Source organism: Kitasatospora sp. MAP12-44 (genome assembly GCF_029892095.1).
Classification (GTDB): domain Bacteria; phylum Actinomycetota; class Actinomycetes; order Streptomycetales; family Streptomycetaceae; genus Kitasatospora.
In genome coordinates this window covers 5933605-5951687 of the sequence record NZ_JARZAE010000004.1, presented here as the reverse complement: position 1 = coordinate 5951687, position 18083 = coordinate 5933605, and the positions used below count along the sequence as shown (strand labels likewise).

Sequence of the window (18083 nt, the reverse complement as noted above, 5' to 3'; positions counted from 1 at the left end):
GGGTGGTGGGCATGAACGATCTTGTGATCCGTCGCGCGACCGCGCACGACATCCCCGCCATCGTGGCGCTGCTGGCTGACGACCCCCTGGGTGCCACTCGGGAGTCCTCGGACGACCTGACGCCCTATCTGGCTGCCTTCGACCGGCTGGCCGCCGACCCCAGCCAGCACCCGACAGTCGCCGTCCGCGACGGCCTCGTGGTCGGCACCCTGCAACTCAGCGTCATCCCCGGGCTCTCTCGCCGCGGAGCGACCCGGACCATCATCGAGGCGGTCCGCGTCCACGCCGACGAGCGCGGCAACGGACTGGGCAGCCTGCTCATCGAATGGGCGATCGCCGAATCCCGCGCACTGGGAGCCGACCTGGTGCAGCTCACCTCGGATGCGAGCCGCGTCGATGCCCACCGTTTCTACGAGCGGCTGGGATTCACCGGTTCACACATCGGCTTCAAGCTCCAACTCTGACCTGTCCGGAAACGCAAGTAACCCCCATCCGATTTCTCGGATGGGGGTTGCTTGGAATGATTGTTCGGCGGCGTCCTACTCTCCCACAGGGTCCCCCCTGCAGTACCATCGGCGCTGTGAGGCTTAGCTTCCGGGTTCGGAATGTAACCGGGCGTTTCCCTCACGCTATGACCACCGAAACACTATGAAACTGTCAACCGCACCACACCCCCGACCAAGTGGGGATATGGGGTCGTTGTTTCAGAACAACACAGTGGACGCGAGCAACTGAGGACAAGCCCTCGGCCTATTAGTACCGGTCAGCTCCACCCATTACTGGGCTTCCACATCCGGCCTATCAACCCAGTCGTCTACTGGGAGCCTTACCCTCTCAAGGAGGTGGGAATACTCATCTCGAAGCAGGCTTCCCGCTTAGATGCTTTCAGCGGTTATCCCTCCCGAACGTAGCCAACCAGCCATGCCCTTGGCAGGACAACTGGCACACCAGAGGTTCGTCCGTCCCGGTCCTCTCGTACTAGGGACAGCCCTTCTCAATATTCCTACGCGCACAGCGGATAGGGACCGAACTGTCTCACGACGTTCTAAACCCAGCTCGCGTACCGCTTTAATGGGCGAACAGCCCAACCCTTGGGACCTACTCCAGCCCCAGGATGCGACGAGCCGACATCGAGGTGCCAAACCATCCCGTCGATATGGACTCTTGGGGAAGATCAGCCTGTTATCCCCGGGGTACCTTTTATCCGTTGAGCGACGGCGCTTCCACAAGCCACCGCCGGATCACTAGTCCCTGCTTTCGCACCTGCTCGACCCGTCGGTCTCACAGTCAAGCTCCCTTGTGCACTTACACTCAACACCTGATTGCCAACCAGGCTGAGGGAACCTTTGGGCGCCTCCGTTACTCTTTAGGAGGCAACCGCCCCAGTTAAACTACCCACCAGACACTGTCCCTGATCCGGATCACGGACCCAGGTTAGACATCCAGCACGACCAGAGTGGTATTTCAACGTCGACTCCACGACAACTGGCGTTGCCGCTTCAAAGTCTCCCACCTATCCTACACAAGCCGAACCGAACACCAATATCAAGCTATAGTAAAGGTCCCGGGGTCTTTCCGTCCTGCTGCGCGAAACGAGCATCTTTACTCGTAATGCAATTTCACCGGGCCTATGGTTGAGACAGTCGAGAAGTCGTTACGCCATTCGTGCAGGTCGGAACTTACCCGACAAGGAATTTCGCTACCTTAGGATGGTTATAGTTACCACCGCCGTTTACTGGCGCTTAAGTTCTCAGCTTCGCCTAGTCGAAACCAGACTAACCGGTCCCCTTAACGTTCCAGCACCGGGCAGGCGTCAGTCCGTATACATCGCCTTACGGCTTCGCACGGACCTGTGTTTTTAGTAAACAGTCGCTTCTCGCTGGTCTCTGCGGCCACCCCCAGCTCAGAGTGCAAGACTCATCACCAGGAATGGCCCCCCTTCTCCCGAAGTTACGGGGGCATTTTGCCGAGTTCCTTAACCATAGTTCACCCGAACGCCTCGGTATTCTCTACCTGACCACCTGAGTCGGTTTGGGGTACGGGCCGCCATGAAACTCGCTAGAGGCTTTTCTCGACAGCATAGGATCATCCACTTCACCACAATCGGCTCGGCATCAGGTCTCAGCCTTAATGAGTGACGGATTTGCCTATCACTCGGCCTACACCCTTACCCCGGGACAACCACCGCCCGGGCTGGACTACCTTCCTGCGTCACCCCATCGCTCACCTACTACCCTGTTGGGTCAGCGGCTCCACCACGTCCCTTTGTCCGAAGACTCCGGGCCGGCTTCACGGCTTTAGCATTCAGAGGTTCGACGTTGGCGCTTCAAAGCGGGTACGGGAATATCAACCCGTTGTCCATCGACTACGCCTGTCGGCCTCGCCTTAGGTCCCGACTTACCCTGGGCAGATCAGCTTGACCCAGGAACCCTTGGTCAATCGGCGCAAGAGTTTCCCACTCTTGTATCGCTACTCATGCCTGCATTCTCACTCGTGAACCGTCCACAACTGGATTCCTCCGCTGCTTCACCCGGCACACGACGCTCCCCTACCCATCACAGCAGGCGTTGGCCCTATTGCTGCAATGACACGACTTCGGTGGTGTGCTTGAGCCCCGCTACATTGTCGGCGCGGAATCACTTGACCAGTGAGCTATTACGCACTCTTTCAAGGATGGCTGCTTCTAAGCCAACCTCCTGGTTGTCTGTGCGACTCCACATCCTTTCCCACTTAGCACACGCTTAGGGACCTTAGTCGGTGTTCTGGGCTGTTTCCCTCTCGACCATGGAGCTTATCCCCCACAGTCTCACTGCCACGCTCTCACTTACCGGCATTCGGAGTTTGGCTAAGGTCAGTAACCCGGTGAGGCCCATCGCCTATCCAGTGCTCTACCTCCGGCAAGAAACACGTGACGCTGCACCTAAATGCATTTCGGGGAGAACCAGCTATCACGGAGTTTGATTGGCCTTTCACCCCTAACCACAGGTCATCCCCCAGGTTTTCAACCCTGGTGGGTTCGGTCCTCCACGAAGTCTTACCTCCGCTTCAACCTGCCCATGGCTAGATCACTCCGCTTCGGGTCTTGGGCGTGCAACTCAAACGCCCTATTCGGACTCGCTTTCGCTACGGCTACCCCACACGGGTTAACCTCGCTACACACCGCAAACTCGCAGGCTCATTCTTCAAAAGGCACGCAGTCACGAGACACACAGCAAGCTGGTGTCCGACGCTCCCACGGCTTGTAGGCACACGGTTTCAGGTACTATTTCACTCCGCTCCCGCGGTACTTTTCACCATTCCCTCACGGTACTATCCGCTATCGGTCACTAGGGAATATTTAGGCTTAGCGGGTGGTCCCGCCAGATTCACACGGAATTTCTCGGGCTCCGTGCTACTTGGGAGAAGCTCAAGTGAGCCGCACAGATTTCGTCTACGGGGGTCTTACCCTCTACGCCGGACCTTTCGCATGTCCTTCGACTATCCATACGGTTTCTGACTCACCCAGCCGCCGGCAGACGACTGAAGAACTTTCCCACGACCCCGCATTGGCAACCCCTGCCGGGTATCACACCAATACGGTTTAGCCTCATCCGGTTTCGCTCGCCACTACTCCCGGAATCACGGTTGTTTTCTCTTCCTGAGGGTACTGAGATGTTTCACTTCCCCTCGTTCCCTCCACATACCCTATATATTCAGGTACGGGTGACAGCCCATGACGACTGCCGGGTTTCCCCATTCGGAAACCCCCGGATCAAAGCCTGGTTGACGGCTCCCCGGGGACTATCGTGGCCTCCCACGTCCTTCATCGGTTCCTAGTGCCAAGGCATCCACCGTGCGCCCTTAAAAACTTGGCCACAGATGCTCGCGTCCACTGTGCAGTTCTCAAACAACGACCAGACACCCACCTACACAACTCGAAGACTCGAGCAGTGTCCGTGGGACCGGCACTGAAGCAACGACCATAACCGGCCGCTCCCTCAGGACCCAACAACGTGCCCGACACACCCGACCGCAACCATGCTTTCCACGCGCCGAAACGCAGTACTCGCAAAGAGCAACCGTGTGTGCCGAATAGTCAACGTTCCACCCATGAGCAACCAACCCGGGACATTCGCCCGAGTCTGGCTATGTGCTCCTTAGAAAGGAGGTGATCCAGCCGCACCTTCCGGTACGGCTACCTTGTTACGACTTCGTCCCAATCGCTGGTCCCACCTTCGACGGCTCCTCCCCTTACGGGTTAGGCCACCGGCTTCGGGTGTTACCGACTTTCGTGACGTGACGGGCGGTGTGTACAAGGCCCGGGAACGTATTCACCGCAGCATGCTGATCTGCGATTACTAGCAACTCCAACTTCATGGGGTCGAGTTGCAGACCCCAATCCGAACTGAGGCCGGCTTTTTGGGATTCGCTCCGCCTCGCGGCATCGCAGCCCTTTGTACCGACCATTGTAGCACGTGTGCAGCCCAAGACATAAGGGGCATGATGATTTGACGTCGTCCCCACCTTCCTCCGAGTTGACCCCGGCAGTCTCCTGTGAGTCCCCATCACCCCGAAAGGCATGCTGGCAACACAGAACAAGGGTTGCGCTCGTTGCGGGACTTAACCCAACATCTCACGACACGAGCTGACGACAACCATGCACCACCTGTATACCGACCACAAGGGGGCGACCATCTCTGGCCGTTTCCGGCATATGTCAAGCCTTGGTAAGGTTCTTCGCGTTGCGTCGAATTAAGCCACATGCTCCGCTGCTTGTGCGGGCCCCCGTCAATTCCTTTGAGTTTTAGCCTTGCGGCCGTACTCCCCAGGCGGGGAACTTAATGCGTTAGCTGCGGCACCGACGACGTGGAATGTCGCCAACACCTAGTTCCCACCGTTTACGGCGTGGACTACCAGGGTATCTAATCCTGTTCGCTCCCCACGCTTTCGCTCCTCAGCGTCAGTAATGGCCCAGAGATCCGCCTTCGCCACCGGTGTTCCTCCTGATATCTGCGCATTTCACCGCTACACCAGGAATTCCGATCTCCCCTACCACACTCTAGCCTGCCCGTATCGAATGCAGACCCGGGGTTAAGCCCCGGGCTTTCACATCCGACGCGACAAGCCGCCTACGAGCTCTTTACGCCCAATAATTCCGGACAACGCTCGCACCCTACGTATTACCGCGGCTGCTGGCACGTAGTTAGCCGGTGCTTCTTCTGCAGGTACCGTCACTTGCGCTTCTTCCCTGCTGAAAGAGGTTTACGACCCGAAGGCCTTCATCCCTCACGCGGCGTCGCTGCATCAGGCTTTCGCCCATTGTGCAATATTCCCCACTGCTGCCTCCCGTAGGAGTCTGGGCCGTGTCTCAGTCCCAGTGTGGCCGGTCGCCCTCTCAGGCCGGCTACCCGTCGTCGCCTTGGTAGGCCATTACCCCACCAACAAGCTGATAGGCCGCGGGATCATCCTGCACCGCCGGAGCTTTCCACCCACCCCCATGCGAGGACAGGTCATATCCGGTATTAGACCTCGTTTCCAAGGCTTGTCCCAGAGTGCAGGGCAGATTTCCCACGTGTTACTCACCCGTTCGCCACTAATCCACCCGAAGGCTTCATCGTTCGACTTGCATGTGTTAAGCACGCCGCCAGCGTTCGTCCTGAGCCAGGATCAAACTCTCCGTGAATGTATACCCGTAATCGGGTGACACCCGCGTTGAGCGGCACGACAACCACCGGAATAGGGTGGCAACGTGCACTGCGTCCTCGCTGTGTATTACTTCAAAAGGAATCTCCAACCCCGATCCGAAGATCAAGGCCGGGGATGTCAACATATCTGGCGTTGACTTTTGGCACGCTGTTGAGTTCTCAAGGAACGGACACTTCCTTCGAACTGCCTTCGCAGTATCTCCGGGCGCTTCGTTCTTTCTTCGTTCAGCTTATCAGACCCGCCGTTCGGCGTTTCTCACTCGCTTTACCGATTTGCTTTCGGCCTTTCGGCTTTCCGCTTCCCAGACTCTATCAGAGTCTATGTCTCGCATATTCCTTCGAAAAGGGCATACGGAACCACTCATCAGATTTTTGGGGGGTGGTCGCCGAGCCGCTCAAGGCGGCCGGGGCAACTCGGAGAACACTACGCACCTGAACGGCAGGAGTCAAACGCGTGGGCCCCGGGCAACAGCCCGGGGCCCACGCGGCTCCACTCACCAGCTCCGGCTGCGTCAGACCTCGACGACGACCGGCAGGATCATCGGGCGGCGGCGGTAGTTGTCAGCCACCCACTTGCCGACCGTGCGGCGCACCAGCTGCTGCACCTGGCGCGGCTCCAGCACACCGTTGTCGGCGGACTTGCGCAGCGCCTCCTCCAGCTTCTGCACGACCGGCCCGAAGGCGTTGTCGTCGATGCCGGAACCACGGGCCTGGATGGTCGGCCCGTTCACGATCTTGCCGCTGGACGAGTCGACGACCACGAAGACCGAGATGAAGCCCTCCTCGCCGAGGATCCGACGGTCCTTCAGCGAGGCCTCGGTGATGTCGCCGACGGACGAACCGTCGACGTACACGTAGCCGGCCTGGACCTTGCCGACGATCTTGGCGACGCCGTCGAGCAGGTCGACCACCACGCCGTCCTCGGCGATGACCGTGCGGTTCTTCGGAACACCGGTCTTGATGCCCAGGTCCGCGCAGGCCCGCAGGTGGCGCCACTCGCCGTGGACCGGCATCAGGTTCTTCGGGCGGCAGATGTTGAAGAAGTACAGCAGCTCGCCCGCCGAGGCGTGCCCGGAGACGTGCACCTTGGCGTTGCCCTTGTGCACGACGTTGGCGCCCCAACGCGTCAGACCGTTGATGACCCGATAGATCGCGGTCTCGTTGCCGGGGATCAGCGAGGACGCCATGATCACGGTGTCGCCCTCGACGATCCGGATCTGGTGGTCCCGGTTGGCCATCCGCGACAGCGCCGCCATCGGCTCGCCCTGCGAGCCGGTGCAGACCAGGACGATGTCCTTGTCCGGGAGGTCGTCCAGGGTCTTCACGTCGACGATCAGGTTGCCCGGCACCTTCAGGTAGCCGAGGTCACGCGCGATGCCCATGTTGCGGACCATCGAGCGGCCGACGAAGGCGACCTTGCGCTTGTGCTCGTGCGCGGCGTCCAGCACCTGCTGGATGCGGTGCACGTGGCTGGCGAACGAGGCCACGATGATGCGCTTCTGCGCGCTGGAGAAGACCGTGCGCAGCGCGGCGGAGATATCCCGCTCGTGCGGGATGAAGCCGGGGACCTCGGCGTTGGTGGAGTCCACCAGCAGCAGGTCGATGCCCTCCTCCGCCAGCCGGGCAAAGGCCGGCAGGTCGGTGAGGCGGCCGTCCAGCGGCAGCTGGTCCATCTTGAAGTCGCCGGTCGCGACGACCATGCCGGCGGGCGTGCGGACGGCGACCGCAAGCGCGTCCGGGATGGAGTGGTTGACCGCGATGAACTCGCAGTTGAAGGGCCCGATCTGCTCGCGCTCCCCCTCCACGACCTCCAGCACGTACGGCCGGATGCGGTGCTCGGCGAGCTTGGCCTCGATCAGCGCCAGCGTCAGCTTGGAGCCGATCAGCGGGATGTCCGGGTTCTCCCGGAGCAGGAACGGCACGGCCCCGATGTGGTCCTCGTGACCGTGGGTCAGGACGATGCCGTCGATCTTGTCGAGGCGGTCCCGGATCGAGGCGAAGTCCGGCAGGATCAGGTCGACGCCGGGCTGCTCGTCCTCGGGGAAGAGGACACCGCAGTCGATGATGAGCAGCCGGCCGGCGTGCTCGAGCACCGTCATGTTGCGGCCGATCTCACCGAGACCGCCGAGCGGGGTGATCCGGAGGGCGTTCGGGGCGAGGGCCGGGGGCGCGCCGAGTTCGGGATGCGGGTGGCTCAAAAGACTCTCCTCACGCCGCACGCCATATGCCCGGGGATCCTCCCCTGCTGACATATGGCGTGCGGCTTCGCTAGGTACCTACCAGGTCGGTCCGCTCGTCACCGAGCGGGCGGTTTGCTGTGCCTTCGCGCCTTTGGTCCGGTCCAGCGGCAGGACCCCCGCGCTGGCGGGGGCCCCGGCGAGCCGGGGCGCGCACGTTTGTGTCTGCTACAGGTGTACCCCGCCTGCGGCGAGATCCTCCTTCAATTGGGCAATCTCCTCAGCCGTGGCGTCGACCTGCGGCAGCCGGACGGGACCGGCCGGCAGGCCCTGCAGAGCGAGCGCCGCCTTGCTGAGGATAAGACCCTGTGTCCTGAACATACCGGTGAACACCGGCAGCAGGCTCTGGTGGATGGCGGTTGCCCGCGCGACGTCCCCCGCGGTGAAGGCCTCGATCATCGTGCGCAGCTCGCGGGCGACCACGTGGCCCACCACGCTGACCACGCCGGCAGCCCCGACCGAGAGCAGCGGCAGGTTCAGGATGTCGTCGCCGGAGTACCAGGCGAGGCCGGAGCGGGCGATCGCCCAGGAGGCCGCGCCGAGGTCGCCCTTGGCGTCCTTGTTGGCGACGATCCGCGGGTGCTCGCCGAGCCTGACCAGCGTCTCGTGGCTCAGTGCCACGCCGCTGCGCCCCGGGATGTCGTACATCATCACCGGCAGCCCGGTGGCGTCCGCGATGGCGACGCTGTGCCGGTACAGGCCCTCCTGCGGGGGCTTGCTGTAGTACGGGGTGACGACCAGCAGGCCGTGCGCACCGGCCGCCTCGGCCTGCCGGGCCAGCTCGGTGCTGTGTGCGGTGTCGTTGGTGCCGACCCCCGCCACGACGTGGGCGCGGTCGCCGACCGCCTCCACCACCGCTCGGACCAGCTGCGCCTTCTCGGCGTCGGTGGTGGTCGGCGACTCGCCGGTGGTGCCGTTGAGGACGAGGCCGTCATTGCCGGCGTCGACGAGATGGGCGGCGAGGCGCTGCGCGCCGTCGAGATCCAGTCCGCCGTCGAGGGTGAACGGAGTCACCATCGCGGTCAGGACCCGGCCGAAGGGGGTTTCTGGTGTGCTGGTCGGAGCCATGGATCCAAAAATACTCGTAGGCGGTGGGGAGGGGGTCGGCCCGGTCCAAGGTTCGGACAGTGGTCGTGCCTGGCCAGGGGCCTGCGCGGGCACGCCATAGGATTCCGGTGCTGCCTGCTCGGGGGTTCAAGCAGCACCGGAATCCGTGTCCCGAGCCTAGGGAGCGCCCCAGGGGGCCGCAATCCAGCGGGCCTGGGCCGGTACGTCCATCTGCCTATCGGCCCAGGTCAGGGAGCGACTCGGCCGTGGGTGTTGAAGGCCGCATGGGTGAGCGGCATGAGCTCGGCCCACTGCGCCTCCATCTGCTCGGCCACCATCTCGATCTCGCGCTGCGGGAAGGACGGCGTCTTCGCCCGCTCGTCCTTGGTGCGCAGCGAGAGGAAGTGCATCAGCGAACGCGCGTTGCAGGTCGCGTACATGGACGAGAAGAGCCCCACCGGCAGCACCGCGCGGGCGACCTCGCGGGCCACTCCGGCCGCGAGCATCTCCTGGTACCGGTCGTACGACTCGCGATACGACTGCTCCATCGCCTCGGTCACCGTCGTGTGCTGCTCAGCCGTGCCCTCGACGAACTCGTACTTGCCGGGGCGGCCCTGCTGAACCAGCTTGCGCTCCTCGCCCGGAACGTAGAAGACCGGCTGCAGCTCGCGGTAACGGCCGCTCTCCTCGTTGTACGAGTTGTGGACGACGATTCCGTTGCCCAGGAAGTTGTGCCAGGGACCTTCGACCGCCAGGTCATAGGTCATCTCCTCGCCATCCGCCACGACCGCCGTGACGGTGTCGGCCACCGCCAGCGCGATCTTGCCGCCCCGCCTCGCGAGTGCCTGTTCGGAGGCACTCTTCTTCGCATGACAGGGCTCGCAGACCGGTGACAGGTTTCCTTCGTCGAGCGCCTTGACCAGGTCGACAGCCACCGGAATGACGTGATCCAGCTCGAGCGCGCCTCGGGGGAAGGTCCGGGAGCAGAGATAGCACACGTCGATCTCGTCGATGAGCCGGTTGCGCTGCATTGAGGTCCACACGCCGATTCCACGGCGGAGGCTCGGCGGTACCAGGGCTTCTGACGGGCGGACTGCGGTGCCACCGACCATCAGCGAGTCGCCCACCGCGAGCTCGCCGGCCTTGACCCAGCCCTGCGGGGTGAGGATCGCGTGATCAGCACTGCAGCGAAGTTCCTTGCCGCTCGCCGTCGTCAGACGCAGCAGCTGCTTGACGCCGGACTCCATAACGTCCACGATCCGGCCCCGCTCCGCGAGCATGGTCCGCTCGTCGAAACAGCGGACATGGTTCTCCCGAATGGACGAGAGCTTCCGGGTCCGCTTGTTGGGGTGCTCCTCCCGGAACTCCGCCACCACTGCCTCGGCGGCCTCGCGAGTCTCATGCAGGCCCAGGTAGTGGGACTTGCCCTGGTACTTGACCTGCGCGCTCCACTTCTGCGACTTCTTCTTCCACGTCACTCCGCCCCGATTCGACGGAACGGCGTCCTCGACACCCTCGTGCCAGAGCCGGTACAGCTCCTGGATGGTGCGGCGCCGCAGGTCGCCGCTCTTACTCTGCAGGGTGATCTCGGTGTCTCCCGCCAGGCACCAGCCGGCGCGGTGGCGCTGGAACTCGCGGAAGACGAAGATCGGCGCGCTGATGAAGAAGGTCATCGAGTTGTGCTCGAACGGCGTGCCGTGGCGGTCGCGCATCAGGTAGTTGATCAGGCCCTTGGACTTCTCCGGGTCCTGCTGGAGCGCCTCGAGGGACTGCTCTCCCGCGGTCGAAACCCGCGCCGCCCAGATCACGTCGGTGTCGGTGGCGGCGCTGCGGACCAGGTCCACCGTGACATCGGAACGGAACGTGGGGGTAGCCGCTGCTTCGTCGGTCACGGGTTACTCCTCAGCTTGATGGCGTGGTGCATGGTCTTGCGGGCTCGCGGGGTGTCGCCGGCGTCGGCGTAGGCGACGGCGAGGCGGAAGAAGACCCGCCAGTCGCCGGGCTGCTCCTCGGCCTCGGCCCGGCGCCGGGCGAAGACCTCGTCGGCCGAGTCGCGGTCGATCCGGCCGCTGGGGGTGCGCTTGAGCTCGTCCACCGGCAGGCCGCCCTCGGCCTCCAGCTCGCGCGACATGGCTTCGGTGACCCGGCCGAAGCGGACGGTCTGGCGCAGGAACCACACCCCGATGGCCGGGATGACGAACGCGCAGATCCCGATGCCGATGCCGGCCGGCTTGCCGGTGGCGATCAGCTGGACGCCCTCGCCGACGCAGACCAGCGAGGTCAGCAGCAGGACACCGGCCAGGACGAAGAACCCGGTACGGGAGGTCATCACAGGTCCAGGAAGTGCTCGAGGCCGAAGGTCAACCCCGGCACGTCCACCACCCGCCGCACACCGAGCAGGATGCCGGGCATGAAGCTGCTGTGGTGCAGCGAGTCGTGACGGATCGTCAGGGTCTCACCGGTGTCGCCGAAGAGCACCTCCTGATGCGCCAGCAGTCCGCGCAGCCGCACCGAGTGCACCGGCACGCCGTCCACGTCCGCACCGCGGGCGCCGGGCAGGCCGTGCGTGGTGGGGTCCTGCTGCTGGGGCAGGCCCGCCGCGTCCCGGGCGGCGGCGATCAGCTGCGCGGTGCGGGTCGCGGTGCCCGAGGGGGCGTCGGCCTTGCGGTTGTGGTGCAGCTCGACGACCTCGACGGTCTCGAAGTACCGGGCGGCCTGCTGGGCGAACCGCATGGTGAGGACCGCGCCGATGGAGAAGTTCGGCGCGATCAGCACACCGATCCCGGGGGCGGCGGCCAGCCAGCCGTTCAGCAGCTCAAGGCGCTCCGGCGTCCACCCGGTGGTGCCGACCACCGAGTGGATGCCGTTGGCGGTGCAGTACTCCAGGTTCCGCATCACCGCGTCGGGGTGGGTCAGCTCGACCGCCACCTGCGCGCCGGACTCGACCAGCGAGGCGAGGTCGGAACCCCGGCCCAGGGCGGCGACCAGCTCCAGGTCCGGGGCGGCCTCGACGGCCCGGACGGCCTCCGAGCCGATCCGGCCGGAGGCGCCGATGACGGCAACACGCAGACTCATGGGGGTTCCCTTCAGGCCAGCAGATCGACGAGCTTGGCGGCGCGCTTGTCGGCGATCGGGCCGATCACCGCGAGCGAGGGCCGGTGGGCCCCCAGCACATCACGGGCCACCGCCTGGACGTCCTCCAGGGTGACGGCCGCGATCTTCTCCAGCATCTCGTCCACCGAGAGGTGGTGGCCGTAGCTGAGCTCGGCCTTGCCGATCCGGTTCATCAGCGAGCCGGTGTCCTCCATGCCGAGCACGGTGGATCCGGAGATCTGGCCGATCGCCCGGGTCAGCTCCTCCTCGGTGATGCCGTCCGCGACGACCTTGGCGAGCTCCGCGCGGCAGATCTTCAGCACCTCCTCGACCCGCTTGGGCTGGCAGCCCGCGTAGATGCCGAACAGGCCGCTGTCGGAGTAGGAGGAGGAGTACGAGTAGACCGAGTACGCCAGGCCGCGCTTCTCGCGGACCTCCTGGAAGAGCCGCGAGCTCATCCCGCCGCCGAGCGCCGCGTTGAGCACGCCCAGCGCCCAGCGCCGGTCGTCGTGCCGGGGCACGCCCGGGACGCCGAGCACCAGGTGGGCCTGCTCGGTCGGCCGGTTGAGCACCTCGACCTGGCCGGCCGTGCGGACCGCCTTGACGCCTCGGCGGGCCTCCACCGGCGCCGCCTCGGACTTGGCCAGGACCGCCGCGAAGGCCTCCTCGACCTGCTTGACGACCTTCTTGTGGTCCAGGTTTCCTGCTGCCGCGACCACCAGGTGCTCGGGCTTGTAGCGGCGCCGGAAGAAGCCGGCGATCTGCTCGCGGGTCAGGCCCTTGACGGTCTCCTGGGTGCCCAGGATCGGCCGGCCGAGCGGCGCGGAGCCGTAGATCACCTTGGCGAAGAGGTCGTGCACGACGTCGCCCGGGTCGTCCTCGGCCATCGCCATCTCCTCGAGGATGACGCCGCGCTCGGCCTCCACGTCCTCGGTGCGGATCAGCGAGCCGGTGAGCATGTCGCAGACCACGTCGATGGCCAGCGGCAGGTCGGTGTCGAGCACCCGCGCGTAGTAGCAGGTGTTCTCCTTGGCGGTGAAGGCGTTCATCTCGCCGCCGACCGCGTCCAGGGCGGCCGAGATCTCCAGCGCGCTGCGCCGCTCGGTGCCCTTGAAGAGCAGGTGCTCCAGGTAGTGCGTGGCGCCGTTCAGGACCGGGGTCTCGTCCCGGGATCCGACGCCGACCCAGATCCCGAAGGTCGCTGAACGGACCGTCGGCAGGGTCTCGGTGACGACCCGCAGGCCGCCGGGCAGGACGGTGCGGCGAACGACGCCGGCGCCGTCGACGCCCTTGAGCAGGGTCCGGGTGGTGCCGGGGCGCTGCTTCGCCGCCGAGGCCTGGGCCACAAGTGTTCCTCTCGAACAAAGACAACAGGGTGCGGCCCGTACGCTCCGAGTCCGGAACGTACGGGCCGCGGGTGGAGCTAGGGGCGCATCACTCGGATGCTGCCTCGCCGCCCTCTTCGCCCTCGACGACCGGGATCAGCGACAGCTTGCCGCGCGGGTCGATCTCGGCGATCTCGACCTGGACCTTGGCACCGACGGCCAGCACGTCCTCGACGTTCTCCACGCGCTTGCCACCGGCGAGCTTGCGGATCTGCGAGATGTGCAGCAGGCCGTCCTTGCCCGGCATGAGCGAGACGAACGCGCCGAACGTCGTGGTCTTCACCACGGTGCCCAGGTAGCGCTCGCCGACCTCCGGCATGGTCGGGTTGGCGATCTGGTTGATCGTCGTACGGGCAGCCTCCGCCGAGGGACCGTCGACCGCACCGATGTAGATGGTGCCGTCGTCCTCGATGGTGATGTCCGCGCCGGTGTCCTCCTGGATCTGGTTGATCATCTTGCCCTTCGGGCCGATGACCTCACCGATCTTGTCCACCGGGATCTTGATGGTGATGATGCGCGGCGCGTTCGGCGACATCTCGTCGGGCGTGTCGATGGCCTCGTTCATCACATCGAGGATGTGCAGACGGGCGTCCTTGGCCTGCTTGAGAGCAGCCGCGAGGACGGAGGCCGGGATGCCGTTCAGCTTGGTGTCCAGCTGGAGGGCGGTGATGAAGTTGCGGGTACCGGCGACCTTGAAGTCCATGTCGCCGTACGCGTCCTCGGCACCCAGGATGTCGGTCAGCGCGACGTAGTGCGTCTCACCGTCGATCTCCTGCGAGATGAGGCCCATCGCGATACCGGCGACGGCGGCCTTCAGCGGCACACCGGCGTTCAGCAGCGACATGGTCGAGGCGCAGACCGAGCCCATCGAGGTGGAGCCGTTGGAGCCCAGCGCCTCGGAGACCTGGCGGATCGCGTAGGGGAACTCCTCGCGGGTCGGCAGCACAGGCAGGATCGCCCGCTCGGCCAGCGCGCCGTGGCCGATCTCGCGGCGCTTGGGCGAGCCCACGCGGCCGGTCTCGCCGACCGAGTACGGCGGGAAGTTGTAGTTGTGCATGTAGCGGCGACGCGTCTCCGGGGAGAGCGTGTCGAGCTGCTGCTCCATCCGGAGCATGTTGAGGGTGGTGACGCCCAGGATCTGGGTCTCGCCACGCTCGAACAGGGCCGAGCCGTGCACGCGCGGAATGGCCTCGACCTCGGCGGCCAGCGTACGGATGTCCGTGACGCCGCGGCCGTCGATGCGGACCTTGTCCTTGATGACGCGCTCGCGCACGATCTTCTTGGTCAGCGCGTTGTAGGCGGCGCTGATCTCCTTCTCGCGGCCCTCGAACTCCGGGAGCAGCTTCTCGCCGGCCAGCGCCTTGACGCGGTCCAGCTCGTTCTGGCGCTCCTGCTTGCCCGCGATCGTCAGCGCCTTGGACAGCTCGTCCTTGACGGCGGCGGTCAGCGCGGCCAGCACGTCGTCCTGGTACTCCAGGAAGACCGGGAAGGCGCCGGTGGGCTTGGCGGCCTGGGCGGCCAGCTTGGTCTGCGCGGCGCACAGCACCTTGATGAACGGCTTGGCGGCGTCCAGACCGGCGGCGACGACCTCCTCGGAGGGGGCCTCGGCGCCACCGGCGACCAGCTGGATCGTCTTGGCGGTGGCCTCGGCCTCCACCATCATGATCGCGACGTCGCCGTCCGGCAGCGTGCGGCCGGCGACGACCATGTCGAACACGGCCTCCTCCAGCTCGCTGTGGGTCGGGAAGGCCACCCACTGGCCGCGGATCAGCGCGACGCGGACGCCGCCGATCGGGCCGGAGAACGGCAGGCCGGCCAGCTGGGTCGAGGCGGAGGCCGCGTTGATGGCCACCACGTCGTACAGGTGGTCGGGGTTGAGCGCCATGACGGTGACGACGACCTGGATCTCGTTGCGCAGGCCCTTGACGAAGGACGGGCGCAGCGGGCGGTCGATCAGCCGGCAGGTCAGGATGGCGTCCTCGGAGGGGCGGCCCTCGCGACGGAAGAACGAGCCGGGGATCCGGCCCGCGGCGTACATCCGCTCCTCGACGTCCACCGTCAGCGGGAAGAAGTCGAAGTGCTCCTTCGGCTGCTTGGAGGCGCTGGTGGCCGACAGCACCATGGTGTCGTCGTCCAGGTAGGCCACGGCGGAGCCGGCGGCCTGACGGGCCAGCCGGCCGGTCTCGAAGCGGATGGTACGGGTGCCGAAGGAACCGTTGTCGATCACGGCCTCGGCGTAGAACACGTTCTCTTCCACCTGGAAGATCTCCTCTTTCGTACGGTCTCCAGGAGAGCGCCCCCGCGCTTGCCTGCCGGTGGCCCTGAGCTGCCGGGCCGGTCTTCGATCGAAGCCCCCGGGTCGTCCACTGTCGTTGGGACTCCCGGCGGCCACTACCGAGGACCGGCGCCTCTCGGCTGCCATGCCTGGTCGGCGGGCGTATCTACGCCACGGCGTATGGACGCTCTCTCTGGATGCGGGCGGCTTCCGTTTGAAGCCTGCGGCCCGCTGGGGGGCTGTGGTGCTACTGCTCGGGCGGCGCTGCGTACTGCGCCATCACCGGCATGCCCACAACCCTACGGTGCAATCCTCGGCCACCTCGGGAGGCGGCCGCGGTTTTCTCTGTCGGACAGCCTGCGCGATCGGGCACCCGGCGTGCTGGAAGCGGTCTGCGCGCCCCGGTCCCGCGATACGCAGCAGGGGCGGCTCCCCGGTGGGGAGCCGCCCCAGGCGGCGGTCTTAGCGGGCGCCACCGGCGGCACCGCGGCGGATGCCGAGACGGTCGACCAGCGTACGGAAGCGCTGGATGTCCTTCTTGGCCAGGTACTGCAGCAGGCGACGACGCTGGCCGACCAGGATCAGCAGACCCCGACGGCTGTGGTGGTCGTGCTTGTGGAACTTGAGGTGCTCGGTCAGGTCCGAGATCCGGCGGGACAGCATGGCGACCTGGACCTCGGGGGAGCCGGTGTCGCCCTCCTTCTGGCCGAACTCGGCGAAGATCTGCTTCTTGACGGCGGCGTCGAGAGCCACTGCAACTCCTTCAAGGATTACCGAGTGAGCCTGGTCTACGGCACAGGATCTACGGGGACTCGGTGTCGTACTGCGACCGCGGCGCGGGTGTCTGGACACGGCACAGCCACGGTTCTGGAGCAACTCTACCAGTGCGACGCCTTCGGTTTAGCTGGTGGTGCCGCGGACCAGGGCGTACACGTCCAGTACGGCCAGGGCGAGCGGCACCAGCGACATCAGGGCCGCGCTGTCGACCAGGTCCAGGATGCGGCCCCAGAACGGTGAGACCCCGAGCTTGGGCACCACCAGCGCGATGGCGACCAGCAGCACCGCGCCCAGCGCGATCGAGCCGCTCAGCCAGATCGTCCGCAGGTCGACGGCGGTGCCGCTGGTGGCCCGCAGGATGAAGAGCGGGGTGTTCAGCGACAGACCCACGATCAGCAGCGCCAGGCCGAGCAGGCCGGCGCCGGTCAGGCTGAACACCTGCGCGGTGTAGCGGAAGATCCGGGCCCGCAGCATCGTCGAGATCCCCAGCGCCAGCGCCAGCAGCTGCGGGAAGAGCGCGTCGGTGAAGCCCAGCACGGCGCAGGCGCCGACGATCACCGCGGCCGCGCCGCCGACCAGGCCGACCAGCACCTCGTGGCCGCGGCGGGCCTGCAGGGCGATCCGCTCGTACTGCACGGCCTCGGCGCGGGTTCCCTCGTCCAGCGACCGGGAGCCGCGGGTCCGGGCCTGGCCCGGCGCGCTGAAGCCGACCGGCAGCCGGGCGAAGCGCGCGGAGAGGCTGGGCAGGAAGCCGATCACCGCGACCGCGGCGACGCCCGCGACGGCCGCGATGTGGTCGGCCGCGGTGGTGGGGAGCAGCACCGCGCAGAAGGTGGCCAGGGTGCCGGCGGCGGCCAGCAAGGCCGAGGCGACGAAGACCGAGTCCATCGTCGGCAGCAGGCCGACCAGCAGGACCGAGGCGACCAGCATCGCCACGCAGCCGACCAGGAACTGCAGCCGGCCCGGGCCCTGGCCCGCGTGGTCGACGGCCAGCACGCCGGTGCCCGCGATCAGCGCGTGCGGCAGCGCGCCGATGCCGAGCGCCAGCGCGGCGCCGTGGTCCTCGTACACCCGGGCCCGGACGCCGGCGAAGGCGACCAGCAGCACAGCGGTGACGCCGGCCAGCACGCCGGGCAGGCCGTGCATGTCGTGGCGCAGGTCGGCGAACCAGAGGGCGAAGCCGAGCAGCACGAGCAGCAGGCAGGCACCGGTCAGGCCGAAGGAGCGCATCAGGTCCGGGCTCCAGAACCGGCGGTCGGCCTCCACCGCGCCGGCGATGGCGTCCGCGACGTCGTCGTAGACCGCCGGCGGCAGCGACTCGGCGAACGGGCGCAGGCTCAACAGGTCGCCGTCGCGCACCTGTTGGGCGGCCAGCGGGAGGCCGCTGTCGAGCACCGTGCCGTCCCGGCGGACCAGGTGGAAGCCGGTCGGCGCGCCGTCCTCCTGGGTCTGCCCGGACAGCCGCAGCACCTCGGGGTAGACGTCCGCGAGCGGGACGTCCTCCGGCAGGGCGACGTCGATCCGGCTGTCCGGTGCCACGACGGTGACCCGGCAGAATCCGGTCGTTGTGCTGGTGCTCACCGGC

General features: G+C 65.9%; 9 protein-coding genes, 3 rRNA genes and 3 pseudogenes. 1 reads left to right on the top strand and 14 read right to left on the bottom strand.

Annotated elements, in window-relative coordinates:
- Positions 1–11 precede the first annotated feature (11 nt).
- A complete protein-coding gene (locus P3T34_RS27315) occupies positions 12–464 on the top strand; it encodes a GNAT family N-acetyltransferase (RefSeq protein WP_280668678.1) in 453 nt (150 codons plus the stop codon).
- Positions 465–526: 62 nt separating this feature from the next.
- On the opposite strand, the gene rrf is transcribed toward P3T34_RS27315, so the two are convergent.
- The 14 genes and pseudogenes from rrf to eccD form a co-directional block, all read right to left on the bottom strand.
- A 5S ribosomal RNA gene (gene rrf, locus P3T34_RS27310) occupies positions 527–643 on the bottom strand.
- Positions 644–733: 90 nt separating this feature from the next.
- A 23S ribosomal RNA gene (locus P3T34_RS27305) occupies positions 734–3854 on the bottom strand.
- 286 nt (positions 3855–4140) lie between these two features.
- Positions 4141–5662, bottom strand: a 16S ribosomal RNA gene (locus P3T34_RS27300).
- The 16S, 23S and 5S rRNA genes sit together here, the layout of an rRNA operon.
- 534 nt (positions 5663–6196) lie before the next feature.
- A complete protein-coding gene (locus tag P3T34_RS27295) occupies positions 6197–7882 on the bottom strand; it encodes a ribonuclease J (RefSeq protein ID WP_280668677.1) in 1686 nt (561 codons plus the stop codon).
- Positions 7883–8089: 207 nt separating this feature from the next.
- Positions 8090–8989 (bottom strand): 4-hydroxy-tetrahydrodipicolinate synthase, encoded by a 900-nt coding sequence (gene dapA, locus P3T34_RS27290; protein ID WP_280668676.1) that lies wholly within the window; start codon positions 8987–8989, stop codon positions 8090–8092.
- Positions 8990–9216: 227 nt separating this feature from the next.
- Positions 9217–9666, bottom strand: a pseudogene (thyX, locus tag P3T34_RS27285) (FAD-dependent thymidylate synthase); the annotation flags it as partial.
- 4 nt (positions 9667–9670) lie between these two features.
- A pseudogene (locus tag P3T34_RS27280) lies at positions 9671–10341 on the bottom strand (HNH endonuclease); the annotation flags it as partial.
- Positions 10342–10575: 234 nt separating this feature from the next.
- A pseudogene (locus tag P3T34_RS27275) lies at positions 10576–10860 on the bottom strand (FAD-dependent thymidylate synthase); the annotation flags it as partial.
- On the bottom strand, positions 10857–11297 hold the full coding sequence (locus P3T34_RS27270; protein ID WP_280668675.1) for a hypothetical protein: 441 nt from the start codon (positions 11295–11297) through the stop codon (positions 10857–10859). The gene P3T34_RS27270 and the pseudogene P3T34_RS27275, both read right to left, overlap by 4 nt.
- Positions 11297–12043 carry a 4-hydroxy-tetrahydrodipicolinate reductase gene (dapB, locus tag P3T34_RS27265; protein WP_280668674.1) on the bottom strand — a complete coding sequence of 249 codons (747 nt, stop codon included), beginning with the start codon at positions 12041–12043 and terminating at the stop codon, positions 11297–11299. Before dapB ends, P3T34_RS27270 begins: the two co-directional genes overlap by 1 nt.
- An 11-nt stretch (positions 12044–12054) precedes the next feature.
- Positions 12055–13407, bottom strand: a complete 1353-nt coding sequence (locus tag P3T34_RS27260) for a pitrilysin family protein (protein WP_280668673.1) — start codon at positions 13405–13407, stop codon at positions 12055–12057.
- A gap of 88 nt (positions 13408–13495) precedes the next feature.
- Entirely contained in the window at positions 13496–15703 is a 2208-nt protein-coding gene (locus P3T34_RS27255; protein ID WP_280668672.1) for a polyribonucleotide nucleotidyltransferase, read from the bottom strand.
- Between the two features lie 480 nt (positions 15704–16183).
- The gene (gene rpsO / locus P3T34_RS27250) at positions 16184–16474 is read right to left on the bottom strand and encodes a 30S ribosomal protein S15 (RefSeq protein ID WP_280668671.1); all 291 of its coding nucleotides are present in this window, start codon (positions 16472–16474) and stop codon (positions 16184–16186) included.
- Positions 16475–16621: 147 nt separating this feature from the next.
- Positions 16622–18079, bottom strand: a complete 1458-nt coding sequence (gene eccD / locus P3T34_RS27245) for a type VII secretion integral membrane protein EccD (protein ID WP_280668670.1) — start codon at positions 18077–18079, stop codon at positions 16622–16624.
- Positions 18080–18083 lie beyond the last annotated feature (4 nt).

What these genes read in the sequence shown, in the direction of transcription:
- P3T34_RS27315 (WP_280668678.1), top strand. Translation starts at nt 12, where the DNA reads ATGAACGATCTTGTGATCCGTCGCGCGACCGCGCACGACATCCCCGCC.
- dapA (WP_280668676.1), bottom strand. Translation starts at nt 8,989, where the DNA reads ATGGCTCCGACCAGCACACCAGAAACCCCCTTCGGCCGGGTCCTGACC.
- P3T34_RS27270 (WP_280668675.1), bottom strand. Translation starts at nt 11,297, where the DNA reads ATGACCTCCCGTACCGGGTTCTTCGTCCTGGCCGGTGTCCTGCTGCTG.
- dapB (WP_280668674.1), bottom strand. Translation starts at nt 12,043, where the DNA reads ATGAGTCTGCGTGTTGCCGTCATCGGCGCCTCCGGCCGGATCGGCTCG.